Origin of the sequence: Nitrosopumilus sp. b2, from assembly GCF_014078535.1 — an archaeon.
In the GTDB taxonomy this organism is placed as follows: Archaea; Thermoproteota; Nitrososphaeria; order Nitrososphaerales; family Nitrosopumilaceae; genus Nitrosopumilus; species Nitrosopumilus piranensis.
The window spans coordinates 135,762-162,599 of sequence record NZ_MU078703.1 but is presented as its reverse complement, the minus strand read 5'-3'; the positions used below and the strand labels follow the sequence as shown (position 1 = coordinate 162,599).

General features: G+C 33.5%; 37 protein-coding genes and 2 tRNA genes. 23 read left to right on the top strand and 16 right to left on the bottom strand.

The features are described from left to right. The first annotated feature begins 86 nt into the window (after positions 1–86). Positions 87–1,373, top strand: coding sequence for a BPG-independent phosphoglycerate mutase family protein (locus tag C6989_RS06550; protein ID WP_182126711.1), 1,287 nt, complete (start codon positions 87–89; stop codon positions 1,371–1,373). On the opposite strand, the gene C6989_RS06545 is transcribed toward C6989_RS06550, so the two are convergent. Further along, entirely contained in the window at positions 1,357–1,917 is a 561-nt protein-coding gene (locus C6989_RS06545; RefSeq protein ID WP_182126710.1) for a DUF309 domain-containing protein, read from the bottom strand. The two genes, C6989_RS06550 and C6989_RS06545, sit on opposite strands and share 17 nt — an antisense overlap. Positions 1,918–1,999: 82 nt before the next feature. On the opposite strand from C6989_RS06545, the gene C6989_RS06540 reads away from it, so the two are divergent. Then, positions 2,000–2,431, top strand: a complete 432-nt coding sequence (locus tag C6989_RS06540) for an eS24 family ribosomal protein (protein WP_182126709.1) — start codon at positions 2,000–2,002, stop codon at positions 2,429–2,431. Further along, positions 2,431–2,604 carry a 30S ribosomal protein S27ae gene (locus C6989_RS06535; protein ID WP_148703705.1) on the top strand — a complete coding sequence of 58 codons (174 nt, stop codon included), beginning with the start codon at positions 2,431–2,433 and terminating at the stop codon, positions 2,602–2,604. The genes C6989_RS06540 and C6989_RS06535 overlap by 1 nt, the downstream gene beginning before the upstream one ends. Before the next feature lie 9 nt (positions 2,605–2,613). On the opposite strand, the gene C6989_RS06530 is transcribed toward C6989_RS06535, so the two are convergent. The 5 genes from C6989_RS06530 to C6989_RS06510 all read right to left on the bottom strand — a co-directional run bounded on the left by C6989_RS06530 (position 2,614) and on the right by C6989_RS06510 (position 7,198). Further along, positions 2,614–3,327 (bottom strand): hypothetical protein, encoded by a 714-nt coding sequence (locus C6989_RS06530; protein WP_182126708.1) that lies wholly within the window; start codon positions 3,325–3,327, stop codon positions 2,614–2,616. A gap of 170 nt (positions 3,328–3,497) precedes the next feature. Next, positions 3,498–4,643: a tRNA pseudouridine(54/55) synthase Pus10 gene (locus C6989_RS06525; RefSeq protein ID WP_182126707.1), complete on the bottom strand. Its 1,146-nt coding sequence runs from the start codon at positions 4,641–4,643 to the stop codon at positions 3,498–3,500. 25 nt (positions 4,644–4,668) lie between these two features. Beyond that, positions 4,669–5,994, bottom strand: a complete 1,326-nt coding sequence (locus C6989_RS06520) for a signal recognition particle receptor subunit alpha (protein WP_148703707.1) — start codon at positions 5,992–5,994, stop codon at positions 4,669–4,671. Continuing rightward, the gene (locus C6989_RS06515; protein ID WP_182126706.1) at positions 5,987–6,676 is read right to left on the bottom strand and encodes a diphthine--ammonia ligase; all 690 of its coding nucleotides are present in this window, start codon (positions 6,674–6,676) and stop codon (positions 5,987–5,989) included. The genes C6989_RS06520 and C6989_RS06515 overlap by 8 nt, the downstream gene beginning before the upstream one ends. 111 nt (positions 6,677–6,787) lie before the next feature. Beyond that, a complete protein-coding gene (locus C6989_RS06510) occupies positions 6,788–7,198 on the bottom strand; it encodes a translation initiation factor IF-5A (protein ID WP_148703709.1) in 411 nt (136 codons plus the stop codon). 277 nt (positions 7,199–7,475) lie between these two features. On the opposite strand from C6989_RS06510, the gene C6989_RS06505 reads away from it, so the two are divergent. After that, positions 7,476–7,628, top strand: a complete 153-nt coding sequence (locus C6989_RS06505) for a hypothetical protein (protein WP_182126705.1) — start codon at positions 7,476–7,478, stop codon at positions 7,626–7,628. A 730-nt stretch (positions 7,629–8,358) separates the two neighbouring features. Here C6989_RS06505 and C6989_RS06500 read toward each other — a convergent pair. Continuing rightward, the gene (locus tag C6989_RS06500) at positions 8,359–8,967 is read right to left on the bottom strand and encodes a hypothetical protein (RefSeq protein ID WP_148703710.1); all 609 of its coding nucleotides are present in this window, start codon (positions 8,965–8,967) and stop codon (positions 8,359–8,361) included. Positions 8,968–9,067: 100 nt separating this feature from the next. Between C6989_RS06500 and C6989_RS06495 the strand changes: the two genes are divergently transcribed. Beyond that, a tRNA-Tyr gene (locus C6989_RS06495) sits at positions 9,068–9,194 on the top strand. Between the two features lie 95 nt (positions 9,195–9,289). Here C6989_RS06495 and C6989_RS06490 read toward each other — a convergent pair. Together C6989_RS06490 and C6989_RS06485 are read right to left on the bottom strand one after the other, a co-directional pair. Then, positions 9,290–9,481 (bottom strand): cold-shock protein, encoded by a 192-nt coding sequence (locus C6989_RS06490; RefSeq protein WP_014962828.1) that lies wholly within the window; start codon positions 9,479–9,481, stop codon positions 9,290–9,292. 45 nt (positions 9,482–9,526) lie between these two features. Beyond that, entirely contained in the window at positions 9,527–9,838 is a 312-nt protein-coding gene (locus tag C6989_RS06485) for a translation initiation factor eIF-1A (RefSeq protein ID WP_012214909.1), read from the bottom strand. Positions 9,839–9,934: 96 nt separating this feature from the next. Here C6989_RS06485 and C6989_RS06480 point away from each other — a divergent pair, with 96 nt between their 5' ends. Beyond that, positions 9,935–10,498: a YkgJ family cysteine cluster protein gene (locus tag C6989_RS06480; protein WP_182126704.1), complete on the top strand. Its 564-nt coding sequence runs from the start codon at positions 9,935–9,937 to the stop codon at positions 10,496–10,498. Positions 10,499–10,690: 192 nt separating this feature from the next. Here the strand turns inward: C6989_RS06480 and C6989_RS06475 are convergent, their stop codons facing one another. Next, positions 10,691–11,767 carry an alcohol dehydrogenase gene (locus C6989_RS06475; protein ID WP_148703712.1) on the bottom strand — a complete coding sequence of 359 codons (1,077 nt, stop codon included), beginning with the start codon at positions 11,765–11,767 and terminating at the stop codon, positions 10,691–10,693. A gap of 94 nt (positions 11,768–11,861) precedes the next feature. On the opposite strand from C6989_RS06475, the gene C6989_RS06470 reads away from it, so the two are divergent. Continuing rightward, positions 11,862–12,530 carry a chromosome segregation protein ScpA gene (locus C6989_RS06470; RefSeq protein WP_148703713.1) on the top strand — a complete coding sequence of 223 codons (669 nt, stop codon included), beginning with the start codon at positions 11,862–11,864 and terminating at the stop codon, positions 12,528–12,530. 506 nt (positions 12,531–13,036) lie between these two features. Here the strand turns inward: C6989_RS06470 and C6989_RS06465 are convergent. After that, entirely contained in the window at positions 13,037–13,177 is a 141-nt protein-coding gene (locus C6989_RS06465) for a hypothetical protein (RefSeq protein WP_182126703.1), read from the bottom strand. A gap of 270 nt (positions 13,178–13,447) precedes the next feature. Between C6989_RS06465 and C6989_RS06460 the strand changes: the two genes are divergently transcribed. The 9 genes from C6989_RS06460 (at position 13,448) to C6989_RS06420 (ending at position 19,127) form a co-directional block, all read left to right on the top strand. Continuing rightward, positions 13,448–14,026 (top strand): SMC-Scp complex subunit ScpB, encoded by a 579-nt coding sequence (locus C6989_RS06460; RefSeq protein WP_148703714.1) that lies wholly within the window; start codon positions 13,448–13,450, stop codon positions 14,024–14,026. Positions 14,027–14,091: 65 nt separating this feature from the next. Then, positions 14,092–14,475: a 30S ribosomal protein S8e gene (locus tag C6989_RS06455; protein ID WP_148703715.1), complete on the top strand. Its 384-nt coding sequence runs from the start codon at positions 14,092–14,094 to the stop codon at positions 14,473–14,475. Position 14,476: 1 nt separating this feature from the next. Next, on the top strand, positions 14,477–14,776 hold the full coding sequence (locus tag C6989_RS06450; RefSeq protein ID WP_148703716.1) for a signal recognition particle subunit SRP19/SEC65 family protein: 300 nt from the start codon (positions 14,477–14,479) through the stop codon (positions 14,774–14,776). Positions 14,777–14,850: 74 nt separating this feature from the next. After that, the gene (locus tag C6989_RS06445; RefSeq protein ID WP_148703717.1) at positions 14,851–15,120 is read left to right on the top strand and encodes an H/ACA ribonucleoprotein complex subunit GAR1; all 270 of its coding nucleotides are present in this window, start codon (positions 14,851–14,853) and stop codon (positions 15,118–15,120) included. Further along, positions 15,117–16,073: a transcription initiation factor IIB gene (locus C6989_RS06440; protein WP_148703718.1), complete on the top strand. Its 957-nt coding sequence runs from the start codon at positions 15,117–15,119 to the stop codon at positions 16,071–16,073. Before C6989_RS06445 ends, C6989_RS06440 begins: the two co-directional genes overlap by 4 nt. A 94-nt stretch (positions 16,074–16,167) precedes the next feature. Beyond that, positions 16,168–16,938: a Fe-S cluster assembly ATPase SufC gene (gene sufC / locus C6989_RS06435; RefSeq protein WP_148703719.1), complete on the top strand. Its 771-nt coding sequence runs from the start codon at positions 16,168–16,170 to the stop codon at positions 16,936–16,938. 71 nt (positions 16,939–17,009) lie between these two features. Next, the gene (locus C6989_RS06430; protein WP_148703720.1) at positions 17,010–17,687 is read left to right on the top strand and encodes a chlorite dismutase family protein; all 678 of its coding nucleotides are present in this window, start codon (positions 17,010–17,012) and stop codon (positions 17,685–17,687) included. A gap of 95 nt (positions 17,688–17,782) precedes the next feature. Beyond that, positions 17,783–18,781, top strand: a complete 999-nt coding sequence (locus C6989_RS06425) for an aldo/keto reductase (protein ID WP_182126702.1) — start codon at positions 17,783–17,785, stop codon at positions 18,779–18,781. 7 nt (positions 18,782–18,788) lie between these two features. Then, positions 18,789–19,127: a hypothetical protein gene (locus tag C6989_RS06420; protein ID WP_182126701.1), complete on the top strand. Its 339-nt coding sequence runs from the start codon at positions 18,789–18,791 to the stop codon at positions 19,125–19,127. Here C6989_RS06420 and C6989_RS06415 read toward each other — a convergent pair. Next, positions 19,124–20,140 carry a siroheme decarboxylase subunit alpha gene (locus C6989_RS06415; protein ID WP_182126728.1) on the bottom strand — a complete coding sequence of 339 codons (1,017 nt, stop codon included), beginning with the start codon at positions 20,138–20,140 and terminating at the stop codon, positions 19,124–19,126. The genes C6989_RS06420 and C6989_RS06415 overlap by 4 nt on opposite strands. A 103-nt stretch (positions 20,141–20,243) precedes the next feature. Between C6989_RS06415 and C6989_RS06410 the strand changes: the two genes are divergently transcribed. From C6989_RS06410 to C6989_RS06390, 5 genes are read left to right on the top strand one after another with little or no spacing between them, the layout of a single operon-like run. Continuing rightward, complete coding sequence (locus C6989_RS06410) at positions 20,244–20,897, top strand: precorrin-2 dehydrogenase/sirohydrochlorin ferrochelatase family protein (protein WP_182126700.1); 654 nt, start codon at positions 20,244–20,246, stop codon at positions 20,895–20,897. Continuing rightward, complete coding sequence (gene hemA, locus C6989_RS06405) at positions 20,894–22,159, top strand: glutamyl-tRNA reductase (protein WP_182126699.1); 1,266 nt, start codon at positions 20,894–20,896, stop codon at positions 22,157–22,159. Before C6989_RS06410 ends, hemA begins: the two co-directional genes overlap by 4 nt. Positions 22,160–22,190: 31 nt before the next feature. Continuing rightward, positions 22,191–23,171, top strand: coding sequence for a porphobilinogen synthase (gene hemB / locus C6989_RS06400; RefSeq protein ID WP_182126698.1), 981 nt, complete (start codon positions 22,191–22,193; stop codon positions 23,169–23,171). Continuing rightward, positions 23,168–23,479, top strand: coding sequence for a hypothetical protein (locus tag C6989_RS06395; RefSeq protein WP_148703726.1), 312 nt, complete (start codon positions 23,168–23,170; stop codon positions 23,477–23,479). The genes hemB and C6989_RS06395 overlap by 4 nt, the downstream gene beginning before the upstream one ends. 52 nt (positions 23,480–23,531) lie before the next feature. Next, a complete protein-coding gene (locus tag C6989_RS06390; RefSeq protein ID WP_148703727.1) occupies positions 23,532–23,969 on the top strand; it encodes a universal stress protein in 438 nt (145 codons plus the stop codon). Between the two features lie 28 nt (positions 23,970–23,997). Here the strand turns inward: C6989_RS06390 and C6989_RS06385 are convergent, their stop codons facing one another. Together C6989_RS06385 and C6989_RS06380 are read right to left on the bottom strand one after the other, a co-directional pair. Next, positions 23,998–24,618, bottom strand: a complete 621-nt coding sequence (locus C6989_RS06385; protein ID WP_182126697.1) for an HD domain-containing protein — start codon at positions 24,616–24,618, stop codon at positions 23,998–24,000. Continuing rightward, positions 24,619–25,239 carry a hypothetical protein gene (locus tag C6989_RS06380; RefSeq protein WP_148703729.1) on the bottom strand — a complete coding sequence of 207 codons (621 nt, stop codon included), beginning with the start codon at positions 25,237–25,239 and terminating at the stop codon, positions 24,619–24,621. Between the two features lie 184 nt (positions 25,240–25,423). On the opposite strand from C6989_RS06380, the gene C6989_RS10120 reads away from it, so the two are divergent. After that, entirely contained in the window at positions 25,424–25,546 is a 123-nt protein-coding gene (locus tag C6989_RS10120) for a hypothetical protein (RefSeq protein ID WP_255464659.1), read from the top strand. A 33-nt stretch (positions 25,547–25,579) separates the two neighbouring features. Here C6989_RS10120 and C6989_RS06375 read toward each other — a convergent pair. Then, a tRNA-Leu gene (locus tag C6989_RS06375) sits at positions 25,580–25,680 on the bottom strand. Between the two features lie 121 nt (positions 25,681–25,801). Between C6989_RS06375 and C6989_RS06370 the strand changes: the two genes are divergently transcribed. Further along, the gene (locus C6989_RS06370; protein ID WP_048069404.1) at positions 25,802–26,116 is read left to right on the top strand and encodes a single stranded DNA-binding domain-containing protein; all 315 of its coding nucleotides are present in this window, start codon (positions 25,802–25,804) and stop codon (positions 26,114–26,116) included. Here the strand turns inward: C6989_RS06370 and C6989_RS06365 are convergent. Further along, positions 26,110–26,715 (bottom strand): hypothetical protein, encoded by a 606-nt coding sequence (locus C6989_RS06365; protein ID WP_148703730.1) that lies wholly within the window; start codon positions 26,713–26,715, stop codon positions 26,110–26,112. The genes C6989_RS06370 and C6989_RS06365 overlap by 7 nt on opposite strands. Positions 26,716–26,838: the final 123 nt, after the last annotated feature.

The window sequence follows — 26,838 nt, the reverse complement described above, 5'->3', positions numbered from 1 at the left end:
TACAAAATTTCAGTATTGTTTTGATCGCAAAATTTGTTGCAAGCTTTAAAGGAGAGCATCAGGTCTGAATTAATCAGGGGAAAATCATGGAGAATTCTGATATTCATATGATTTACGTTCTTTTAGATGGTGTAGGGGACCTGCCACATCCAGATTTAGATGGAAAAACACCATTGGAGGCTGCAAATACACCAATTTTAGACAAAATTGCAAGCAATGGCGCAATCGGTGAAGTGATTTCAGTTGGAAAAGGAATCGCTCCAGAATCAGATATTGCGGTATTCAATATGCTTGGATACAAATTCAAACACGAAGATTATGCAGGTAGAGGAGTAATTGAAGCAATTGGGATCGGGATTGATTTTAAAGATGGAGACTTGGCCTTAAGAGGAAATTATTCAACATTAGATGATCAGGAAGTTATTATTGATAGAAGGGCAGGAAGACATATTGAAAAAGAAGATGCAGATGGAATAGCAAAAGAGATTGAAGAAAAGATAAAGTTTTCAAATCCGGATACGTCTGTTGTAGTAGCACCAACAATTGGTCACAGAGTAACTGTAAGGATTAGAAATACATCTAAGAAACTATCATCAAAGATTACAAACACGGATCCGGCATACAGCAACATTGGAGGTATGGGAGTAGCAAAAGCGGTTGGTGATTTTTTGAAAATTGAAAAATGTTTACCATTAGAAGACACCGAAGATTCAAAATCTACTGCAAATACAGTAAATGAATTTTCAGACCAAACAATTAGCATTTGTAAAAAAAGTCAGATAAATAAAAAACGTCAAGAACAAGGGAAAAAGAGACTCAGTTGTATTCTACTCAGAGATGCAGGAAACAAGTACCCAGATGTAATTCCAATTAATGAAAAGTATGGTATGAATTTTTCATGTATAGTAGACATGCCAGTAGAGTTAGGAATTTCAGAAGTGCTAAAGATGAAAGCCTTTGAAGCAGGAGGACTAACAGATTATGAAGAGAAGGCAAAAGTTGCTGCAAAAGCTATGGAGACTCAAAATTCAATCTACGTTCACCTTAAAGGGCCAGATGAGTTTGGACATGATGGAGATGCAATAGGAAAGATGAAAAACATAGAAGAGATTGATCAAAGATTCTTCAAAACACTTGTGGATAATATCGATACAAATAAGGTTGCAATAGTGATTTCAGCAGATCATTCAACTCCATGTATTAACAAAGGACATAGTGATGATCCAGTTCCAGTTTTGGTTTCAGGCCAATTTATTAAAAAAGATGGAACAACTAGAATGACGGAAGCACAAGCAAAGAAAGGAAGTATAGGGCTGCTACAAGGTGCAGAGGTAGTTACAAAATCTTTAGAGTTAATTAAATCTCAAACGTAGTTAGTTTATTTTCTTGCTGCATTTCAACTGCTTTAGTTCTAATTCTATCAACATCAATTGAATGATATGTAGATGGAGATGTTCCTAGTTTTTCTAGAACTCTTCGAAGCATGCCAATTCCAATACTCAATTCATTCTTTTGGGCATGAGCAAAAGCAACAGCCATTAAGATAATTCCTTGAACAATTTCTTTTTCTCTTCCAAAGCATTTTTTCCAAACACCTTCAAATGCTTCATGACTTTCCCAAAATCGTTCATTGTTAAAATAAAATATTCCATCAGCAATTCCTTTTTCTTTATCAATTTCTTCTTCAAGTACATGACGAATGTTGTCAATTGGTCCTATAGGCGATAACTTTTCAATTAGTTGATCAAGATCGTCAGGTTTCACAGATACATCCAGTTCTACAAATTTCTTAGCAATTCTGGCGACCCTGATTGAGGCATTCATGTCAGATACAAGATCTCTTGCTTTGTAAACAACCTCACGGGAATTCTCAGGGGTATAACGAGTGTTTTTCAAATGTAGCATATAGCGTTCCATACTAGATTTCAACAAGATTTTCTTAAATTTCTTATCTATTTCAATCAAGGTTTATATGAAATATCTAAAGGATTTTGGATACATGTCCATCATTGAGACCATTACAGACATAGACAATACCTTTCTATCCAGAAGAGAGCTTACGTGCAATTTTGCTGGATTGGCAGGAAAACTCAAAAAACTTGAGGCAGTAGATATGGTTACTAAAGAATTCAAACTTGATGGAAAAGTGGTAATTCCAATGAGACTACAAACTCATGTAGGAAAGCCAATAGTGACAGGAACTTTCTTTGTTTATGAAGATGAAGGATTGGCAAAGAGACATGTCAACCCAACAATTTTCTCAAGATTAGAAAAATCAAAAACAAAACTTGCTGAAGCAGAAGCTGCAACACAAGAAGCCCCATCTGAAGATGCAGTTGCTGAAGAGAAATCATCTGAAGATTCTCCAGCAGAAGAAAAAGCAGTAGATGTACCCGCTGAAGAACCAAAAAAAGAGGAGAAATCTGAATAATGACAGGCAAAAAGGGTTCTAGCCCAAATGTTTATGCATACTACAAAGTAGATGGAGACAAAATTTCACGAATTAAAAAAATTTGTTCAAGATGCGGTAAAGGAGTTTTCATGTCAGAGCACAAAGATAGACATACTTGTGGAAAGTGTGGCCTAACAGAATTTAATCAATAAAATTTAATTTTAATATAATTTCTTTTTACGAATTTTAGAACTCTTTTCTTCTAATTGTTCAATCCTTGAAACAAATGCAGGATCAAGTTTAATTTTTGAAAGTGCATCAGCAGGTAATTTTATTGTATTTTCATCCAAAGAAACATTGATCTTCGGGAGATTTTTATTAATCCAAAATTTTGTAATTTTATCTTCAAGTTTATAATCACGAAATCCAGCAGGGAATTTTTTTGTAATATGATTTAACAATGTACGATCTTTGAATACAACTCTTGGTTCAAACAATCGGGTTTCATCACTGTAAACATTTTCAAACAAATTTCCAGAAATTTCATCGGAGAGTAATTCCATCTTTGAGATTTTTCGTATCAATTCTAGGAAATGCAAAAACTCATGTGCCAGAATTGCATGAATCGTGCCTTTGAGACCATAAGCAACCAAAGGTGCAGATATTTGAATCACTACCTGAAATTTATTCTCAAAAACTACAGGGATGGTTCTTGCAAATAAAATTCCATATTCATAAGAATTAGGATTTGGCGTAGATAGTACCAATGAGGGCTCTACATATGCAATAGGATAACGTATTCCAGATGCTTTTTCAATTCGATTAATTCCTGCAACAGTAATTGGAAAACGGTTAAGTGTTAAATCATACACATTGTCAGGAATAATTCCTTTAGAATGTGCATCTTTGAAGCGAACTAGTGGATCCAATATCATCCCTCGACAATTTTGAATGTAAAAAGGTTGATTTGGCTATGAACTTGGTTTTCCAGCTTTTGCGTGCTTTTTTCTTCGTCTCTCTGCTCTTTGATCAGCATGTCTTTGGTGTTTACCTTTTTTTCTTAGGGGCATGATATTTTGAAATATTCAGAGCTAGTTAATTGTTATCATTTTACCTCAACGTCATAAAAATCAAATTCAAGACATTTGCATGAAATGTCAAGAATTTGAGATATTCCGGGAGAGACATCATCTCCTGCAACAAAACGTTTTACTGGTAGCCCTCCTTCAAACTTGAAAAATAACGTAAACAAATGATCGTTTTGTTTTTTGTATTTTATTGAAAAAATTTTTTTTTCAGTTCGTTTTCCAGATTTTTCATAAACAATTACGGGGTTTTCTGTAAGAGTTTTTAATTTTTGTAATAGTTTTGAATCAATTTTTGATGATGCAGAAATCTTTGCCTCAACTAAAGAATTGAACTTTAGGGGCGTTTTTGGAGATTCTCGAACGATCTTAAAATTACTAACTTTGACATGCTTTAGATTAGCAGAAGATATCTTCAGATGACGTTTGTGGGGGTTTCGAATTTTGACAAAAAAGGGTCGTCCTGTGCCCAGAATTAAACTAGATTTATCCTCACCTCCAATCCAAGTAAATTTAGCAGTTGTACCTCCTAATTTTTTAAAAAGAAATTCAGAAATTTCACCTTCAACGCTATCAAATTCTGAAATTCCATGAAAATCACAAATTCGGCAGCCCTTTCCAGAACAATTTGAACAAGATTTTTGTTTTTGTGGGAAGCCTCGTAAAGATTTCACATATCTACCAGAAAGAGTCAATGATTTTGAGCGAATAGCACAAGTCTCTTCCTTGAGATTTACAGTGAAAACAATTTCAGGATCTAAATAATCAAAACTCTTTTTTGTTTTTTTAGAAAACAGTTTTACTAGTTCTTGTGTGATGTCAGTTTTTATCCCATCTATTCCTTTTAATTTAAATTTTGAACGAATTATATCATCTCTATCTACGATTGAGGGTTTAATTATAGCCCCAACGCTAAATGACGAAAAAGAATACAAGGATGCAGAATCATGCATCATTTTCAAGAAATAATTTAGATTATAAAACAGATTTTTGCAAATGTAGCATCTTTGATTTGATTTAGAATTTCTCTTTAGTTTTTTCCCAAGAAGTTTATTTGATGAAAGGTGAAGTTGTTTTGAGAATAATCGTCCAAGACAATGTTCACATAGATCATATTTTTTTAATATTTTATTTGCGATAGGAACAATTTTTTGATAGGTAGTCATTTTATAGAAAGATTTGTTTGTACTGCTAACCTAATCCCATTCTTCTAAGAGTTCCTTGCATTTGCCTTCCTTTGGAGGCCTTCATCATATTCTTAGAATTTTTGTAATTTTTAATCAGTTCTTTAACTTCACCTTCTGGCCAGCCTGAACCACGAGCAATTCTCTTAATTCTAGAGGAGTTTAACAAGTCAGGATCTGCTTTCTCTTCTTTGGTCATACTTTGTATAATGTATCTCCATTTTGAGACTCTGTCCTCCATTTGGTTTACTTGATCATCTTTTACCATTCCAGAAAGACCAGGCATACTTTCTAGCAGCCCTTGAAGTGAACCAACTTTAGTTACTTCCTCTAATTGATAAAAAAAATCATCCATGTTCATCTTTCCACTAGAAATTCTTTTCATTCTAACATCATCACCCTCATTTTCCAAACGTTTTGCCAGATCTAGAACGGCTTGAATGTCACCCATCCCCAACAGACGGCCAACAAATCTTGTTGGAGAGAACTTTTCTAAATCATCAATTCGTTCACCAGTACCAATGTACATTATCTGTGCACCAGTAGCTGCAGATGCAGCTAATGCACCACCGCCCTTTGCAGAACTATCTAATTTTGTAATTATTACACCACCCACAGGGATTGTTTTGTGAAATGCTTCAGCTTGATTGAAACACTGTTGCCCAATTGTTCCATCAATTACAAGTAATGCTAAATCGGGATCAGTAACTTTGTTAATTCTATCCATTTCTTCAAGCAGATCTTGTTCTTCCTTATGACGACCTGCAGTATCAATTAAGATAACATCTAGGGGTTGATCCTCAAAATGTTTCAGTCCATTTTTTACAATACTAGGGGAATCTTTGTTATTTTCTTCACCAAATACCTCAACATTGGATTTTTCACACATTGTTTTGAGCTGTACCAAAGCGCCAGGTCGGTAGGTATCTGCTCCAATAACACCAACTTTGTATCCTTGTCTAGTGAGGAATTTAGCAAGTTTTGATGCAACAGTAGTTTTACCACTTCCCTGAATTCCCAAAAGAATGATTTTATTTTGTTTTCCAGGCTTGAAATCAAATTCTGATTCATTTCCAAGTAGGTTTGAGAGTTCATCATAGAGTATTTTTACAATATGATCCTTTCTAGAAAGACCGGGTGGAGGGGTTTCGTTTAGAGCGCGTTCCTCCAAGTGTTTTGTTATTTCAAGAACCAATCTCACATTAACATCAGATTGGAGTAGTGCCCTTTGAACATCCTTTGAGAGTTCCTTAATAAGTTCTTCATCTATTCCTGAGGATTTGACAATTTTTTTGATTGCATCGCCTAAACTACTCTTAAGTCCATCAAGCATTGTAATTCAATTCTGCATCCACTATTTCAAACCTTCCTCTATAGCCATCCCATTTTTTTTCTGATTGATTAATTTTGATCGAGTTTGAAAATAAAGGACAGCCAATTACAAATGTTTCAGCTTCGCCACCTTCAAAATTTAAATTGAATCCAAACTTTTTAGATAGTTTTTTTAGAGTTTGTATTTCATTAATCCCAATTGATTTTCCCAACCATGAATCATCCAAGCCAGCAGATGAAACAGTTATCATAATAAATGAAAAATTTGCTTCAAGTAAATCATTCATGTATTGTTCGGGTTCTGCATTCCACAATGGTGCAACTATAACCAAATTATATTTTGAACAAACCTTTTCAAATTTTTCTTTTTGGAAATTGCTTTTAATTCCACCATGCACTATTCCTTTTACTCCATATTCATCCTTTGCAGTCTTCAATAAAATTTCTAATGCAGATAATTCATCATCAGTTTTATCAGAATCAGAACTGATTGTGATGTGAGGGATTTTCATTGATTCAGATTGTAATTTTGTCCATTGTATGTTTGGATGATGAAGTAAATGGCTTTCCTCAGATTTTGTAAATACACTTAGAAGACATTCTACATCGTGGCCTTGTTTTTGTGCCAGATATATGGCATAAGTACTATCTTTTCCACCTGAAAAAAGAGACGCAAGTTTCATTTAACAAAAAATTAATTCAATAATTGTTTAAGTTTATTCAAAGGACGCTTCAATACTCATAATCGTCATCACAAAATCAGACGGCTTTTCCGATAATCATTAGCATCCGCACTATGTCTTAATGCGCATGATTTTAGTTTTATCCATCACAACCCAGTACTCTACATTTTGTCCATTTTCTAATTTGCCTTTAACTTCATCATCAATTAGACTGACGTCAATTGTTTCAAAAGTTTCAGAGTCCATAACTTGTACTGTGTCACCATTAATAGAGATGATCTGACCTACTTTTTTGTTAATCATAGGCACATGAATTTGCATACTGACAGGGCCCACATGAGGTCTTTTTTGACCATCAAAAATTCCTTCAGCTACAATTCTTGCTTTTGCTGCACCATGTTTTCCTGGTTTAGATGTATCATATTCAACAATTCTACATGGCTCACCACTTGGTTGATCTGAGTGAGGTAATAGAATGTAAGAACCAATTTTTAACGAACCTAAATCAGATGGTTTACTCATGCAAAAACAGTTTTTGGTCGAATATTTAACGTTTACACCCACAAGTCAAGTAGAACAAATAAAAAATATGAAAATTTTACTAAAAATGGATCAAGAAATGATCTAATCAATTATTCAATATCATCAAATTGAAACATTTCTACAATCACCACAAAGTTGATTGTAAACTAGATGCGGATAAGATGAGATAATTTTCCACAGTTCTTACAAAAATATCAGTGAATCAATTTCCATTTTTGGTGGGATTATCTTAATTATATCTAGAAATAGTAAATTTATGGCAGAAAGAATTACAATCATGTTAAATAGTGATATTGCAAAAAAATTAAGGAATTTGCAGGCAAAAAAACTGAAAGAAACTTCATCATCAGTTAGCTTTTCAAGAATTGTGAATGAAGTGTTAGAAAAAGGATTGGACAACATATCCTAAAAACTACTGAAGACATTATCTGTATTTGATTTATGAAATGCTTGAATGTGTCTAGAAAGAAAACCTTTAACTAGAAATTTTTTGCAGTAAGGACATTGTATTCTTTCAGACATAATAAATTCATACTTTTTATGAAGTTCATATATTTTAATGTTGAATCCATGTAAATTAGAAAAAATAACCCAAATTTATGATCTCACATACTATGAAATGCCAAAATTTACACAAATTTGGTATTCCATTCTTTTGACCAACGTCTAACAAGACAGATTGCAAGAATACTAATCCAGCATGTTGAATCATGTATGAGATAGAACAAATTAGATTATTTACATAATCAAAGAACAACAACCAGTATTACTGTCTCCAAAACCTTGATCAATAGAAATTCCATGTGACACCCCATATACTCGGAACCTACGGCAAATGTTACAGGTATTCATGACTATCAAATATTTTCGCAGTCTTTTTGACTCTATGCTGCGTAAATATCGATAAAATATATCATACAATATAACCAATAGATTACAATTTGGGCATATTTGGAGATGACTGTGCCTTACCTAAAAGCTCGCGAACCTCTCTTAGGGTTTGCAAAATCAAAATAACTATAATTATTTTGTAATTTATTGATTATGAATTATCTTCTACAAATCACATAATCAGGCTTAAAATCAATATGGCTTGATCAAGTCTTTTCTATTGGTCATATGTGTAAACGTTAAATATTCTACTTTAGTTGCTCTAAAAGTGAAAGACTCATCAGATTGGTCATTGTCAGTCCTCTTCTGTTAGCATCTCGTCTTGTTTGCTCACAGTATTTTTTTACACTTTGATGACTTTTCTCACTTGCAACTTCAATGACAATAATATTTTCAGAGTATGGAAATGTAAATTTGGAGGGATTTGAACAGAAAGTTTCCACATTACCTATTCCAGCTTTCTCAATTTGGTCTTTTTTGACTAGTAATTGAGCAATTTCAGAAACATCTTCATCCTCACCATATTCCATGTAATAGACAGATACAAAATTAACATCTCCATTAACTTCATGCTCAAATAGATCGTCTTTTACATTAAAGACAAAAGATGTTTTTTCTTGATTATGTGCAATCAGATCATTTGTAATCTTTTCACTATCCTTGAATTTAGCTAAAAGGTAATGGTTTGTGGAATCTGAAAAGTAAGGCTTGCTTTCTGATGAAAAAGTACAGGTAACAAAGTACAGTCTTTCAATATTTTTTGAAGTCATCCAGGATTCTTTAAGTTCAATAGATTCATGGGTGTGTAGATAAGGTGCGCAAACGTAACCAGAATATGAGAGTTTTAGTTCAGACATTAAACAATCAACAATTTTGGAGGCTATTTATGCTTATATTGATTACTAGATCAAATCGCTACGATAGTTTTTTAATAGCAGTAAACTTCGTTTTTCTTGTCCCAAGCTAGCTCAGCCTGGTAGAGCTTCCGGCTGTAGTTGTTGGCTTTAGATGGCTGACCAAATAACAGCATATCAGGCATACAGAAACCGGGTTGTCGAAGGTTCAATTCCTTCGCTTGGGACCACAAATTTTTTGATTAAAAAATAATTGTAAAAATAATAAAAAGATAGACTAGGTTAAGAAAACATAAGATGAAATCTTAAATTAAAAATTCATTGTCTACTCTGTTTTTTTGACTTTTTGTGCTGCTGGGCCTTTTTTGCCTTCACCGATTTCAAACTCGACTTTATCGCCTTCGTTGATGAATCCGTCAACATCTGTTTTGTGAACAAATAGATCGTCTCCACCTTCTCTTTCAATAAAACCAAAGCCCTTAGTACGGTTAAACCATTTTACGGTACCTTGTTCCATTTGGTTTACAAGGAATTTATTCACTATATTAACTAAGGTATTAAATTAGAAATCTTTTGGAATGTGCCCATTTTCCTTTAGCCATTCTACTTGAGGTAGTGTGAATCTCCAAACAATATCACCTTTTTCTGCTTCGTTAAAGTCCCAAGGTGCAATAATTACAATGTCATTGTCTCTAATCCAAACTCTTCTCTTTAATTTTCCTCTAATTCTACCTCGTCTTGTGACATTATCAGTACATTTGATCAAGACATTTTCTCCACCAAGCATCTTGAGGACTCTGCCAAAGAGTTCACCCTCTTCAGGTAGACGAATTTCTTTTAATGCACTCTCACTTTTTACTTGGCGCTTACCCATGAAAGTAATTTGCATAAAGAGCATATAACTGATAGGGTTTTTTTAAAAAATCATAACTGCGTAATGAATTTTATGCTTTAAAATTAGAATAAAAATATGGAATTCAGATGTGTTGAAGAATGTTCTCAATGCTGCATAGAAAGAGAATATTATCCCAGCAAAAAATTTGGAAAAATTGGAGTTTTGATATTACCTGAAGAAAAAGAAAGGATAGAAAAATTAGCAAAAGAAAAAAATCTAGATATTAAAATTTTACCAAGGATAGGAATATCAAATGACAGTAGTTCACCTCCAACAAAAATTTTAGCATATCAAATGATGGGCATTGATAAAAATGGTAACACCTGCCCTTTCTTGGATACAGAGAGCGGAAACAAATCACCACATAATGGATTTCCATGTAAAATTTACAAAGACAGGCCACTAGCATGCAAAACATATCCGCTAATTGAATCAGACCCAATCACACTTGATGAGAAATGTAAATTTTGTAAAGAACACAAAACAGCTGATGAAAATCTAAATTCTGAAATGGAATCATTGATAAAAATTAAAGAACAGATGAGTACAGATTCTCCATTTATTTGGAGATTTGCAACAGAGGTAGGTGAGATTCAAGATAGTTCCATGTTTGAATCAGGTTGGATCTTAGAAGAATAGGCAATTCTTTTTGATACAAACATGAAAATAGCCAAAAATTCTTAGACGGTATGAGTGAAGATGTCTGGTCTACTTTGTCAAGTAGACCAGAAAATTATTGAGATTCTTAACAACAATGCTAAAACACCATCAAAAGAAATTGCTGCAGAATTAGAAAAATCAGGACATGATGTTTCAAATGTTACAATTAGATCATGGATTAATTACTGCACGGCCAATAATTTTTCTGGCTTTAAGATCTTCTAAAGCAGTATTTGCTTCATCAAGAGTATATCTTTTTGAGATGACTGGGTTGATTGTTCCCTTTCTTGCAAGATCAAGAAGTTCAACCATATCATTATAGTTTCCAGTATAAGCACCTTGAATTGTTATTGATTTGAGAGGGATTGTAACAAGAGAAAGTTCCAAAGAGCCACCAAACAACCCTACCAATACAAGATTTCCTCTTTTACGTAAAACAGCTAAAGCAGTTTTTACTGTAGGTGGGGCATTGACAAAGTCAATTACACTATCAGCGCCCTTGCCATTACAAAGTGAAATTATTTTTTCAATTGGGCCTCCAGTTCCAGTAGATACAGATGCAGAGACATTGGTGTTTACAACATAATCAGCACCCATTTCTTTTGCAGTATCAAATTTTTTGTCATCATTATCAATACAAATAATTTTTGCATTTGTGATTGCTTTTGCAATTTGTATTGCCATGAGACCCAAACCACCTGCACCAACAATGACTAAAAATTCAGGAGAATTTGCATTAGCTTTTTTGACTGCATTGTATGCTGTAAGTCCAGAACATGCAAGAGATGTTGCAGAATCTGGATTAACACCATCAAGTTTTGCTAAATATTTGAAATTTGGGATCAAAGAATAATCAGAATAACCACCATCTTGAAAAACACCCATTGATTTTGGTGTGTCACAGAGATTTTCATTTCCCACTTTACATGCAGGGCATTCACCACAACCTATCCATGGAAAAACTAGAACTTCATCGCCTTTTGATATACCAGAAACAGAATCACCAATTTCTTCAATGGTTCCAACAATTTCATGGCCAGGAGTTACAGGATATTTTACTCCCCTATCAGTGACTTTCATGAATTGGCCATCTCCAAGATCATAACCTCCTTCCCACAAGTGCAAATCACTATGACAAACACCTACAGATTTGACTTTAACTAAAACCTGAGGTCCTTGTGGTTTTGGAGTTTCAGATTCAGATACTGCAAGTGGTTGATTAGGGCCAATAATTCTAGCAGATTTCATAAAGTGACTTTTGATACTAACAATATAAGAGTTGACTGGATATGAGAAAAAAATAGAGCCCTTAGATATTATTGAATATGAAGAGAATACACGTGTGAGCGAGTCGCCAACACCTAACAGCATATCTCAAGAACCAGTAAATATCCTATTTAGCCCTCAATCAGTTGCCAAAAAAGACGTTTGGGAAATTGATTTAATTCAAATTTTAAACTTGTTGATAAAAATTCTTGAAAAATCAGGTAAGAAAGACCTCAAAGTAGCAGGAATGGCCGCACTTTCTTCATCACTAATTTACAGAATGAAGGTTGAAAGTATTTTTGCATTACAAAGAGCAGCGATGCAGAAAAAACCAATGCATCAAAGAACAGATGTAGATATTGATTTAATAGATATGCCATACAGACATGAATCCACATATCCAGTTTCATTAGATGATTTGCTAGGATTACTTCAGAATCTAATCGGTACAATTGCAAATCCCCAATCAAGAAGAAACAGACAAGTAGAGATAGAACCAATTGAGGCACCTGACTTTCAGGAATATTTTATTTCACTTGAAAGTATAATTGGAAAATATGAAGACTTGGTAATGAAAAAAATTGCAGATGCAGGATACGGATTACTTCAGAATATAATTTCAGAGCTTGACTCTGTTGATTCAATCAGATGCTTTTTTGCAATATTGTTTTTGGCAAGAGACCAAAAAGTAGACTTGGAGCAGTTTGAAGACGATATCAAGATTACGATGATAAAAGAAGTATAGCTCATTTTGACAAGCATTTACTTTAACAAATGATCAGTTTTTGTGCCTAGAAAATCACTAAATTCTAAACTCAGGTCAATCTTCAATATTTACGATCAGAAAAATCTACACTCAGACAAAAAAATACACAAAACTCATGAAATCACATCTAGAAAGTAAATCACCCAGATTCAAACTCACCATAAAAGAAGATATAGAATCAAGTAAATTTGGAATATTTTAGTCAGTGTAAGAGATAGTTTTCTCAAATAAGAATATGTTGATAAGATAGGATCATATTTTTTAATAGTAAAAACTAATGAAATAATGGAAGATTATAAGAGTTTTTTAGAAGATTTGATGACATCGAACAAAAATGTGAGATTGTCAGCTATTTGCAATTTAGATGGCCAATTATTATTTCAAAAATGTCGTGATGATAGCAGACAGTTGTTTTCCTTAGAAGAAACAAAAAAACAATTGAATCATGAAAATCACATGCATCTAACCGCAGGATTGGATCTAGTTTAAAGTGCTTTTCTCAGGCAGTCATTAATCACTGCTGAAAAGCTTACGGACTTTTCAGTGTCTCGTATCTTCTTTGCCTGAAGCATCCTTATTTTTTTGTCAAGGTCATCGTCTATCATTACTGTTACCCTTTTTGCCATGTCTAGAGTCTGCTGCTAAATTATTAAACACATCCTGCCAAAAATGGAAACTCCAAAAAAATAATTTTACAATAATAGTTCTTTGTAATATTTCTCAAAAATAATTCTAAAGATTCAATCCACACGATTCTGCAATTTCCATGAATCTCCTAATGATTCCAGATATTCTCTTCCTTTGGATGTGTCAATGAACTGTTCGAAGAATTAACAAACTGATCAAAAATGAAGAAAGGGTTTCTTTAACTATATTTTGTAGGAATAGACGAGTAATTGGCCAAAATCGATAATATTGACGAAGCAACAGCAAGAGTTGAGGCGGCACTCTATTCAGCAGGCAGACCACTACGAATAGAAGACATTATCAAAGCCTCAGGCACAGAGTCAAGGACAAAAACACTAGATATTCTTCAAAACATAATGAAAAAGACAAAGTCTGCCTTTAAGGCGTTAGAAGTAGTCATACTACCTGACGGATCCTATGTTATGCAGTTAAAACCAGAGTACAGTGCTACAGTCAAAAGATATGCTTCAAAACCAGTTCTTCCAAATGCTACCCTCAAGACATTATCATACATTGCATATCAACAGCCAATATCATCAAAGCAACTTGTCGAAGTTAGAGGTTCGGGTGTTTATGCACATCTAAAAGAGCTTAGACAATTAGATTACATTAGTCATCAAAATGTTGGGCGAATCAAAATTTACACCACAACAGAAAAGTTTCAAAAATATTTTGGAATTCAAGGAGATGTAGAAGATCTAAAACAAAGATTATTCTCAAAAGTAAGAAAGACTGCAAGTACAAGACATACAAATCCCCCACCTCAAATGGTAACAGAAGTAAACTAGGATTTTTTACTTTAAGGCTAATTTTTTGCGTTTTGTATAAATTAGAGTGATTCAGACAAGTTTTCGTGAGAAAATCAGTAGAGAATCTAGCAACCAGTAAAACAACTGGAGGAAGAAGACATCCACTTAGAATTAGACGAAAGTATGAAACTGATAGATATCCAAATGAAGCTGAAACAGGAGCTCAAGTAACAATAACAAGAGCAGTCCGTGGAAAAAATAGAAAAACAGCTGTTAAAACAATTGATTTTGTTAATCTTGCAACAGGAGATGCTAAAGTAAAGAAAACAAAAATTCTCAAAGTATTAGATAATGCAACAAACAATGATTACAAAAGACGTGGCATCATTACAAAAGGTGCAATATTAGAAACACAGGAAGGAAAGTGTAGAGTAGTTTCCAAACCAGGACAGAACGGAATAGTAAACGCAATTTTAGTAAAGGAATAAAATGAAAGATTACGAACATGTCGTAATCTGGTTGGATTATTTCAACAAGAATTTAAAAAAATCAAAAGGTAGAAGACTAGGATTAGACAAATGTGTTTTTGATCCTTCATTAAAAGAATTAATGGATGCAACAAAATCTGCAGGATTTGAAATAACAGAATCCGATGACAAAGTACGATTCCCAAAAAGACCATTTGTTAGATCAGGATATGTTGTTTTGCCAAAAGGATCCTCTAAGACAAAAATTCTTAACAAAATTTCCGAAAAACTTGTTGCAAAAAGGTCCAAACAATCAAAATAAAATCAAATCTAGCTCTTAGCTAAAGTAAAGTTGACAGAAGTCTATGATAAGAATATCATGATTAGTGTTTTTAATTGCAGGAGGTAGGCGAAATAATGCACCTAGCCGGTAGTGGCAGGGTAATCATTCAACTATCAAACAAATTAGTTGAAGGACAGATACTCTGCGACGAGAAGGGAACTAGAGTTGCAAAAGTAATGGAATTGATTGGTCCAGTAAGAAGACCATTTGCATCGGCAACGCCGTTGACAAACAACATCAAAAAATACATTGGCAAAAGTGTTTTCGCAACTGAACATTCTCCTGACAATTCAAAGAAAAAATTTAGGAGAAGAAAAAAATGAACATACTAGAAAAACAAAACTGTCCTGAATGTCAAGCAACAGTAGTTAATGACATGCAGAACGGAGAAATAATCTGCTCTGGCTGTGGTGTAGTAGTTGCAGATCAAGTAGCAGATTATGGTCCAGAAACAATAAGTTCGAATCTTGAAGACAAAATGAAATTAGCAAGAGCGACCGGACAAACAACTTATTCCCAACATGATTTGGGAATTACAACTGAGATAGCAATTAGTACAAAGGACTTTAGTGGAAAAACAATCAACCACGAAGTCGCAAACCAAATGCATAATCTCAGAAAGTGGCAACAAAGAGTAAGAGTATCCTCACCAAAAGAAAGACGACTTGCAAATGTTTTAACAAAAATGGGCGAAACATGTGATGGTCTAGGTCTATCAAAAAATGTGTTGGAGACTGCTTCTATGATATACAGAAACTTGGATGGACATGTTGATGTGAAGGGAAAGTCAGTAGTAAGCATTACAGCTGCTACAATTTACATGGCATGCAAACAATGTGATGTAGTAAGATCGTTAGAAGAAATTATTCGAGGAATATGTCCGCCAAAAGACGTAAAATCAAAAACAAAACTTGCAGCAAGATACTATAGAACCATGGTAATGGAAATGGGACAATTAACTGCCCCAGTAGTGACCATGGACAAATACATCTCAAAGATAGCAAACATGACACAAACTGAGGTAAGAGTCGAAAGATTAGCCTTGGAAATTGCAGAGAAAACTAAAGACAGCAGTATTGCAGATGGGAAAGCCCCAAATGGAATTGCTGCAGCATATCTGTATGTGTCATCAGTCCTGCTTGGACAAAGCGTACTCCAAAGAGACGTTTCAAGTATTGCAGGAGTAACTGAAGTTACTATCAGAAATAGATGTAAAGAGATTCTAACAAATTACAAACTCAAAATTACTTTGAGACCATCTCTGGCCAAATACTAACATCCCCCCCTCTTTTCATTTTATTATCAAAAACGTACGTTAGGATCAGCTAAATTTCGTCGGTATTATATATAGAAACAAAGCATTGCGCAACATGGCAATTCTTGAGATCAAAAACCTTCATGTAACAAGAGAAGGAAAAGAGATTCTCAAAGGTGTTAATTTGAAAACAGGTCCTGGAGAAGTTCATGCCATTATGGGACCAAACGGTTCAGGAAAGAGTACATTAGCTTACACATTACTTGCACACCCAAAATACGAAGTTACACAAGGAGATATTTTGTTAGATGGTGAAAGCATTTTAGAATTAACAGCAGATGAAAGAGCAAAGAAGGGATTATTCTTAGGATTTCAATACCCAACAGAGGTTGCAGGTGTTGGATTTTCTCACTTTCTTAGAACAGCTTACAATTCTCTAAGTAAAGCACTTGAAGGTGATGACAGAGAAGTGTTCATCACAGTAAGAGAATTCCAGAAATATCTCAAAGAGAATTTAGAAAAAGTTGGACTAAAAGAAGAATTTCTTTCAAGATATCTTAATGAAGGATTTTCTGGAGGAGAGAAGAAGAGAGCAGAAGTTTTGCAAATGGCAGTACTAAAACCAAAAATTTCCATTTTAGACGAACCAGATTCGGGTTTAGATATTGATGCAGTTCAAGCAGTTGCAAAAGCAATCAGTCAAGTTTCAGGTAAAGATGCAACAGTAATTGTCATTACCCACTATGCAAGAATTTTAAAATTCTTAGACAAACTAGACTTTGTCCATGTATTTGCAAGAGGTCAAGTTCTCAAAACTGGTGATGCATCACTTGCAGACAAACTCGAATCAGAAGGATATGATTGGGTTTTAGAGCAAACAGCATAATCAAACTAATAGAAATTTCACAATAGAAAATCTAGTTTTTATTTAAATAGGGTTTTCAAATTCTACAAAACATGTCAGAGAACAATGAACAATATTATTTCAATTTCTCATTTTTCAAAGTTGATCCAAAGTGGAGATGGATGGCAGACTTGGCAAAAGAAGAATCTGCAAAAGAGGTAGAAAATATTTTAAAAAATTCAGGTATAAAATATAGATCATATTCGAATTTAGGACTAAGAGACGATGCAGATTTTCTATTATGGTTTGTCGCAAATTCATTAGAAGAAATTCAAAAGGCCATAGAAAAAATATACAAAACTGTTTTTGGAAAATATATCATTCCATCAAGAACATACCTATCATGTTCAAGACCATCAATATATGTAAAAGGACAAGGAAAGGAGCACGGATTCATCACAGGAATGGAACCAAAGAAACATGTTATAGTTTATCCATTTACAAAAACTAGAGAATGGTATCTCCTACCTCAAGAGAAAAGACAAGAGATAATGGATGAACATATTGAAGTGAGTAAGAAGTATCCACAAATTATCCTAAACACAACATACTCGTTTGGAATACATGATGAGGATTTCATGTTAGCATTTGAGGTAGACAATGTCAGAGACTTTCAAGATTTGATAATGGATTTGAGAGAGACTCAGGTGTCATCATACGTAAAAAATGACATTCCCATGATTGTGTGTGTCAAAAAGGATATTGTACCATTGATTTCCAGTTTAGGTTAACAACTTTTTAAAAAGGTCAATATCACGTGTGCAAATTTTGGATAAACATAAATGATGAAATTAAAGATCTGGAAATAGTTTAGGAGTAAGTTGAAATGAATTACAATAAACTAGGAAAATCAGATATCAAAGTATCAGAGTTAGGATTTGGTGCATGGTCTATTGCATTAGATTGGTGGGGTAAAAAAATAGAAGAAGATGAAGGAAAAAGAATGCTAAAAAAAGCATATGATTTGGGAATTAACTTTTTTGAAACTGGTGACATGTATGGAAAGGGTAAAAGTGAGAAATTAATCGGTGAAGTTTTCAAGGATATGAGAGAGGAAATTGTAATATCAACAAAATACGGCTATGATTTTTCAGAAGTAGAACAAATTGGTCATAGTGAGTTACCACAAAAATTTGATGAAGACTTTACAAGAAAAGCATTAAGAAACAGTTTAGAAAGATTACAAACAGATCATGTAGATATGTACGGATTACATAATCCAAAATTAAAACATATTAGAGATAATTCAATTTTTAATGTACTTGATAGTTTTATTGCAGATGGAAGTATCAAAACATATCAAGTTGCATTAGGTCCAGCAATTGGTTGGACACAAGAGGGTCTTGAGGCAATGGAAAGACCAAATGTTAGTGCAGTTCAAACAGTTTACAATATTTTAGAACAAACACCAGGAAATGAATTGATGAGAAAAGCTGTAGAAAAAGATGTTGGTATTTTAGTCAGAGTTCCAGAAGCATCAGGAATTTTAACTGGAAAAGTAAATGCAGAAACTAAAATTGATGAAAAAGATCATAGATCAGTCAGAAAAGGAGAATGGATTAAAGCATCATTGCAAAAAGTTGAACAGTTAAGACCAATTGCAGAAAAAAACGATTTGACAATTACAGAATTAGCAATGAAATTTATTATGACAAAGAAAGGATTTGCATCAGTATTTCCCACAGTGATTAGTGAAGATGAAATTGTAAATTATGTTGAAATGACAAAAGGTCAATACATTTCGGCATCAGATATGAAAGAAATTGAAGAATTGTATAATACATGGCCTGAATATGAATTAAAAGCAACACCTCAAGCAAATTAATTTGCAGATGAATTCTTCAATAGATTCTCAAAAAACCCTAGAAGTCATTGAACGAATGAAGCTTGCCAAAATTGGAGAGTATAAGAAATGGGAATCAATTATTAAAAAAATAAAAAATGATGTGCCACTAAACCAAGGAGAATTAGAATACTATACTAATCTCACGAGAATTTACAAAGATTCCACAATTACAAGTAGAAGTAAGGTTTACCATACAAAACTATCAGAAGAAGACGAGAAACCTCCATGCAAAAAATGTGGCGAGGATTCAGCATTTTATTGCAACATGAATGATCAATATTTCTGCACAATACATGTCGTTGGACATGATGAAAATGAGATTTAAGATGCAGTGACTGTTTCTTCTAATGAAAACGAGTTCTCTACAAAATATTCTACACGTGTTTTTTTGAATTCACGAGAACTAAAAAGAATTCTATAATCATCAACATTGATTTGTTTTTGAATTGTTTTTGCCATTTCATTTGCCTCATCATGGGTTTTACAATGAATCATTGAAAAAACATTGTAAGGCCAATCAGGATAAGTAGGCCTTTCATAACAATGACTTACTTGAGGAAATGCACCAAGTTGGGCTCCAACGTCAGATATTTTTTCTTCAGGAACTTTCCATACAATCATTCCATTTGCAGTAAAGCCGACTTGTCTATGTCTTAGAATTGCAGCAAAACGTCGCATCACTCCAATTTCTTCATAATACTTCATCTTTTCAAACAATTCATTTTCTGAAATTCCGAGATTGTTAGCTGCCTTTACAAATGGCTTATCAATTATGTCCATATCTTTTTGTAATTCACGAATGAAATCTTTGTCTTGTTCAGTAGGTTCAAATTTTACATTTTTAATTTCTTTTTTCTCCTCAGTTGGTGCAACATCATGTTTCTTTTCATCAACCATGTCAAGTTTCACACCAATCTTGAATAATTGTAACGTAGGAAGCATTCTAACTTTTTTAATTCCTTTTAATACATTGAATTTCTCAAGCTCAGTTTTTAGATCAGAACCAGGAGGAACTGCCAAAGTAAACCAAAGATTGAATTGGTGATCACGCTCATAATTATGACTAACACCGGGATGTCTGTTTATTTGACTTGCAACATATTCCAATTTGTCATGTTCAATTTCCATTGCAACTAGTGAGCTAGTATAACCAAGTTTTCGCGTATCAAAAATTGCACTAAGCTGTCTTAGTACACCAATCTCTTTTAGTTGCTTTAGACGCTCTTTAACAATCTCAGGAGTAGTATCAAATTTTTTTGCAATTTCATCAAAGGGTCTTGTAACTAATGGGAATGTCCACTGAATTTCATTAAGAAGTTCTTTGTCCAATTCATCCATAGATGTCAACAAAACAATGACCCCTTCATTCAATTAAAAATGTAGCTAGGTAAACACGCTGAAATTTTTAATACATAAATAGAAATCGAAGGCTTTTTGATCGATGATAGTAAATCTAAACATTCAGGGAAAAACAGTAATTGTTATTGGGGGAGGAAGTGAGGCACAAAAAAGAATCAATTCCCTGATAAAAGAAAAATGCAATATTACAGTAATCAGTGATAAAGTAAATTCACAAATTAGCAAATTTGTAAAATCAAAAAAAATTCAATTAAAAAAACAAAAAATTGAAAATACAAAATTCATTTCAGAATACAAACCAGACATCATAATAACTACAACCAATGACAAAAAACTTAATCAAAAAATCATTAATGCTGGAAAAAAGAAGAAAATAGTAACTTACAGTTCAGATAACCCTGAAGAAAGTGACTTCTCAAATCCATCCATAGTTGATTTTGAGAAAATAATCCAGATAGCAATTTTTACAGGAGGTCAAAGCCCTGCAATGTCAAAAAAACTCAAAAGAAAATCAGAAGAGGTATTTAGAAAAGTCATTACAAAAGAAGACATTGATCAAATTAAAATTCAAAAGATCGCAAGAGAGATGGCAAAAAGGAGCATTACAACACCAGTACAAAGAAGAGCATGCCTTCAAAGTATCATGAATGACAAGGAGATTGATCAATTAATAAAAGACGGCCAGATGAAAAAAGCTGAGAAGCGAGCCATTACAATATTGAGGAATTGGAAATGAATCAAAATATCATTAATGCACGTGTGACTTTTCGTAATTCACCAATCCATATTTTAGAACAATTTACAATAAAAGACATTGAAACTGCATATGAGCAATTCAAAAAGCATTCAGGATTAGATGAGTGCGTCATTATTCAAACATGTAATAGAATTGAATTGTTTGGAAAATCAAAAAATCAGGAATTTGATAAAATAAAAAAGACGTGGGCATCACTTGCAGGACTAGAATTACAAGTTTTTGATGAAAATATGGAGATTGAAGAAAATCAAAAAGCACTACACCATCTATTAAAGTTAACATCAGGACTAGATTCCATGGTATTAGGAGAAGAACAAATCCTGGGCCAAATTAAAAATTCCATTACATCAGCTAGAGAAACAAAAGCATCAGGTCAACATCTCAACACATTATTTGACAAAGCAATTAGAATAGGTACTAGAATTAGAAATTCTAGCGGAATTGGCAAGGGCGGGATTTCAGTTGGCTCAATGGCAGTTAAACTTGCAGAAGAAAACATTGATGAATTAAAAACAAAGAAAACTTTGCTTATAGGAACTGGCGAAGTATCTACATTAGTTGCAAAGTCATTACAGAGGCGAGGATATTCATTTGATGTAACCAGCAGAACTCTTAGTAGATCAAAAACATTTTGTGAAACAATGGGTGGAAATCCAATTAAGTTCGAACATGTTCTTTCAGGGTTTGATAATTATGATGTAATATTTGTAGCAACAACTGCGCCATATTTTCTTGTAACATATGAAAGAATTACAGAAGCAATGAAAGATAAAGACAAAGGAATAATGATTTTGGATTTATCAAATCCACGAACAGTAGATGAAAAAGTTGCAACTATTGGAGGAGTGAAACTGATGAACTTGGATCAAATTGCAGAAATGGTAGAAAAAAACATGAATGCAAGATTAAACAAGGTAAAAACCGTTGAAAATATAATTAACGAAGAAGTATCGGTATTAGAAGCCTCGATGAAAAGACTAGATGCCGAACCGCTTGTAAAAGATGTTTTCAAGAACATAGATTCACTTAGAGAAAAAGAGCTCCAAAAGGCACTCCAAATGCTTGATGAAAAAGATGAGAAAAAGATCAAGATTATTGATGAATTAACAAAAGCAGTAGTAGAAAGTATTGTTTCAACTCCAATGAATAATATCAGAAAGGCATCTGAACAAGGCAAGCCTGATGTTGTGGATTTGGCAAGTAAACTCTTTGACTACAAAAAACAAGAAGAGGCAGACTAGGATTATATTTTACCCAAAGAGAATTTCTAGTATGTCATTTCCAACTAGACGTCTACGCAGATTAAGAACATCAGACAAAATGAGAGAGTTAGTCCAACAAACTACACTTTCTCCAAAGGATTTCATTTGTCCAGTATTTATTCAAGAAGATCTAAAGACTAGAACCAAAGTCGAATCAATGACAGAGATTGAAAGACTGCCATTAGATGATGTTAATGATGAGGTTGGAACAATTAGTGATTTAGGCATTCCTGCAATCATGTTATTTGGAATTCCTACTCAAAAAGACGAAGCAGGTACTTCTGCATTTGATGATAACGGAATTGTCCAAAAAGCAATTTCTCAAATTAGAGAAAACTTTGGAGATAAGATGGTGATTATGGCAGATGTATGTCTATGCCAATTTACATCCACCGGACATTGTGGAATCGTTCAAGGAAACAAGATTGATAATGATACTAGTTTAGATACGCTTTCAAAAGTTGCCGTTAGTCAAGCAAAGGCAGGTGTAGATACAGTTTCACCTTCGGCAATGATGGATGGTCAAGTTGCAGTAATTAGAAATGCACTTGATGATGAGGGATTCTCAGATGTATCTATAATGTCACATTCAGCTAAACATCGTTCAAACTTTTATTCTCCATTTAGAGATGCAGCAGAATGTGCACCAAAATTTGGTGACAGAAAAACATACCAAGTTCCATATACAAATGCTAGAGAAGCAATGATGGAAGTGGAAACTGATATCAACGAAGGGGTAGACATTGTCATGATAAAACCTGCACTATCATATTTGGATTTGATTGCGGAGACTAGAAGAAGATTCAATGTTCCAGTATCAGCATATAGCGTTTCAGGAGAATATGCATTGGTAAAAGCAGCATCACAATTAGGATATGTAAATGAGAAAGACATGACTGAAGAGATACTGTATTCAATTAAGAGGGCAGGAGCAGACATGATAGTAACTTATTTTGCAAAATCTGCTTCAAGATTTCTACAAGAATCATGAGAAACGACGAACGCTACGAGATTCAAAGGGCATTTGATTTACTCCCACACGTAATAGGCGCAAGCTGGGCAGCAGTTGAATTTAGAATGAGAGGTATCAAAAAACCCTCAAGAGAGGAATTTCGTGAAAAAACTTTAGAATACCTAAAGATGGCAGAGCCAATCTTTGAATCATATCCACCAGACGAAGAATTTGCTGCCATCCGCAAGTATATTGATTTTAGAAAGAATGATGAGTATGAGAAAATAAAATCGGGATTAAACAAAGAGATTGAAAAAAGATACGACAGATATGTAGATTATGGCTAAAACAGCCATTGACAAAGAAATGAAATAAATGTTAAGGCAAACATCAAAGTGTATGAAAAATATTTTAGTTCCATTTGATGGTTCAGGATTCTCTCAAAAGGCATTTGAAAAAGCGTTAGAGATAGCAGAAAAATTTAGTTCACAGATTATAGTTTTAACGGTGTTGCAATCTAAAGTATCAGATTCTGCAGGAATTTCTCTAAAGAGGTTGCAAGAAATTCAGGAGGAAGAGGAAAATGAAGCTTTGGCCATACTAAAGAAATTAGAAGATCAGGCAAGTGCAAAAAACATTTCCTTATCAATGAAAATAATTCACAATCCTTCATCATCAGATGGAATAGTGGCTTTTGCTGCAAACAACAATATTGATTTGATTATAATGGGATCTCAGGGTAAAACAGGTCTTAAAAAGATTGTATTAGGAAGTGTTGCAAGTGGGGTTCTAGCACATACCAAATGTTCTGTTTTAATTACCAAAGGAACAGAGTAATTATTTCATCTATACAAGTACGTGAACGCTAAACTTCTTGTTTTAGTTGTTTAAGGTAGTCTCTTAGGATTTTGGTTCTTCGTTTTGCTTCTATTTTTCCAGATTTCGTATTCATTAATGATTCAAGTTTTAGTAATTTTTGAAAGAAATGGTCCACAGTCCATGTTTTGTCATCAGGAATTCTTTTTTTACAAAAGGGATCATCAATATGGTAAAATGGTCTATTCAAAGAACCACCCGTAGCAAAGACTCTAGCAATTCCTATTGCGCCCAAGGCATCCAATCTATCTGAATCCTGAAGTATTTTGCCTTCAATTGTTTTGGGAATTTTCTTTTGAGAAAAGCTATGATCACGTATGGCGTCTGAAATTATTGTGATTTCATCTTTAGAAAAATTATATTTCTTTAGAATTTGTTGTGACTTTTTAGCACTTTGAATAGAAGACATTTTTGAGCGCTTGTCAGATTTTGGATAAGAAACAATGTCATGTAACAATGTTGCACTCAAAACCAGTTTTTCATTTGCTTTTTCATATTTACAGATTTTTTGTGCATTTTTGTATACCCTCATAACATGTTGGAAATCATGAGCAGAATCATTATCCATAATTTTTTTTACATCCTTTTTTAGTAATTCAAGAACTTTCATTTAGAACCTCCAGATTTTGGGTTTGACAAATTTTAATTTTTTCTGAGTAATTAAAACAGTCCAGTTAATAGATGCAAAGAGAACAATCACCCCAATTCCAACACCGTCAATTAGTAGTATTCCAGTAAGACGATCTTCGAATATTTCCAAAAAAGGTTGTAAAACAGCATTTCCAAAATATATCATAATGATGTAAGAGATTGTTCTACCAAACCAAAATCCGACATAGATTCCAATGCTTTTTGCACGCATTAGACCATAGGTGATAAACAGCATATTACTTGGAAGAGGAGTGGCACCAAAAAGAAATGATGCAAGCAAGTAGCCATATTTTTTATGATTTAGATAATCTCCAATTATGTCAAGATTGGATTTTTGTTCTTCTCCAACAAATTTCCTAAATAATCCACTGATTTTTTTGAGAAAAAATCTACCAAGTGTGGCACCAGTAGCACCAACTGTAGCAAGAAAGACTACGTTCAAGTTTGGATCAAGAAGATAAAATGATGTTAGAACAATCCAGCTCGGTGGCATCAAAATTGGAGATGCGTTTACTAGAATCAGTACTAAAAAAATTCCAAAATAGGATAATTCGCCAAAAATTTCAAAAATATCTGCCATCTTTCAAAGATTATGTCAGCTTTTTTGTTTCTAAACCCTTGGATCGGGTTTTAGTCACAAAATAATTTGATTCTGATCCAAAAAATTAAAAAAATTACAATTTTTTCAAAACAATGATCATGTATTGTAAAAAATTGGATCAATCATGCAATATCTTTATAAGCAAATTGCGCCTATATCATGCATGTCTGAGATGGTTTGGAAGTGTTTTAGATGCAATCTATCCTTCAAGGACGAAAATTTGGCAGACATGCACAAGGTAATTTCAGAGCATTCTGTAACCAAAGTTAAGACACTTGTTGCTTAATTTCAAAAATTTGTAATTTTGTATAAAATTTAGTGCAGAGAGTGGGATTTGAACCCACGAACTCCTAAAAGAAGGGATTTCCTATTTGGAAGATCTTGAGTCCCTCTCGGTTGACCGGGCTTCGATATCTCTGCAATGAGAATGGACAAAGAGCAGTATTTTTCGATTACTATTGGGAAAAATTTGAAAAATGATCTGTTGTTTTAAAGAAGTTTTAACAAAGCTTATAATCGTGCACAATGGACTCAAAAATACATGGCAGAATACATACCAATTTCACAAGTAAAAAAAATGCGAAGTGGAATAAATGCTAAAGCAGAAGTGAAAAGCAAAGGAGACCCAAGAACTGTAAATCTAAAAAGTGGGGGTACAGTTGACGTCTGTGATGCAGTTATAGCTGATGGTGAAACTGAAGATGACCAAATGAAATTGACATTGTGGGGAGATGATATCAAAGCAGTAAATGTTGGAGATGTTGTTGTGATAACAAATGGATACACCAACGAATTCAAAGGTGAAGTCTCTTTAACAAAAGGAAAGTTTGGTCAAATGGAAGTAAACCCTCAATAATTCCTTTTATTATCTAGATTATTTTTCAGATCCACCAGTATTACAATAATTCCAACTATCAATACTATAATTCCTAAAACAAGTAAAAATCCAGAGATCATTAATGGTAAAACCATATTCATTACAGGGGAGTTTGGATTAGTCAAAGATTCAGAATTTTCAGGATCTTCAGAAAACATAGCAACCACAGTAACACTTCTTTCACCAAGGTTTTGGATTTCAAGATTCAATGTGTCAGATTGAGATATTTGTAAGACTTCAAAAAGAATTGGTTCGTCTTGAACAAAGGTTCCATAACTATCACCAAAAATATTTGAAATAATTATTGACAGTTTATCACCATCTTGATAATCAAGAATTTGAATTCCCCACAAAAGAGGTACATCTGAAGAATATGTCGTGTAAGAAAAGTGTGCCGAGTCATCAGGCATGATTTGAATCTCATTTGAAATTTCATCAAACATGCCTTCAAACAATGAGGATACAGAAAAATCATCAGGTCCAGTGACATTAGATGGAACAGTAGATACTGCAATCGAAAGTGAAACTACAATCAATACAATTCCAGAAATAGTAATGATGGGCCCACGTTTTTTCATTGTAAAAATATTGATGTAAAACCTACTTTAAGGGTATAGAAAATTTATTCTAACGTTTTCTTTTCTTTTTAGATGCAGTCTTTCTTGCTGGTTTCTTTTTAGATGCAGTCTTTCTTGCTGGTT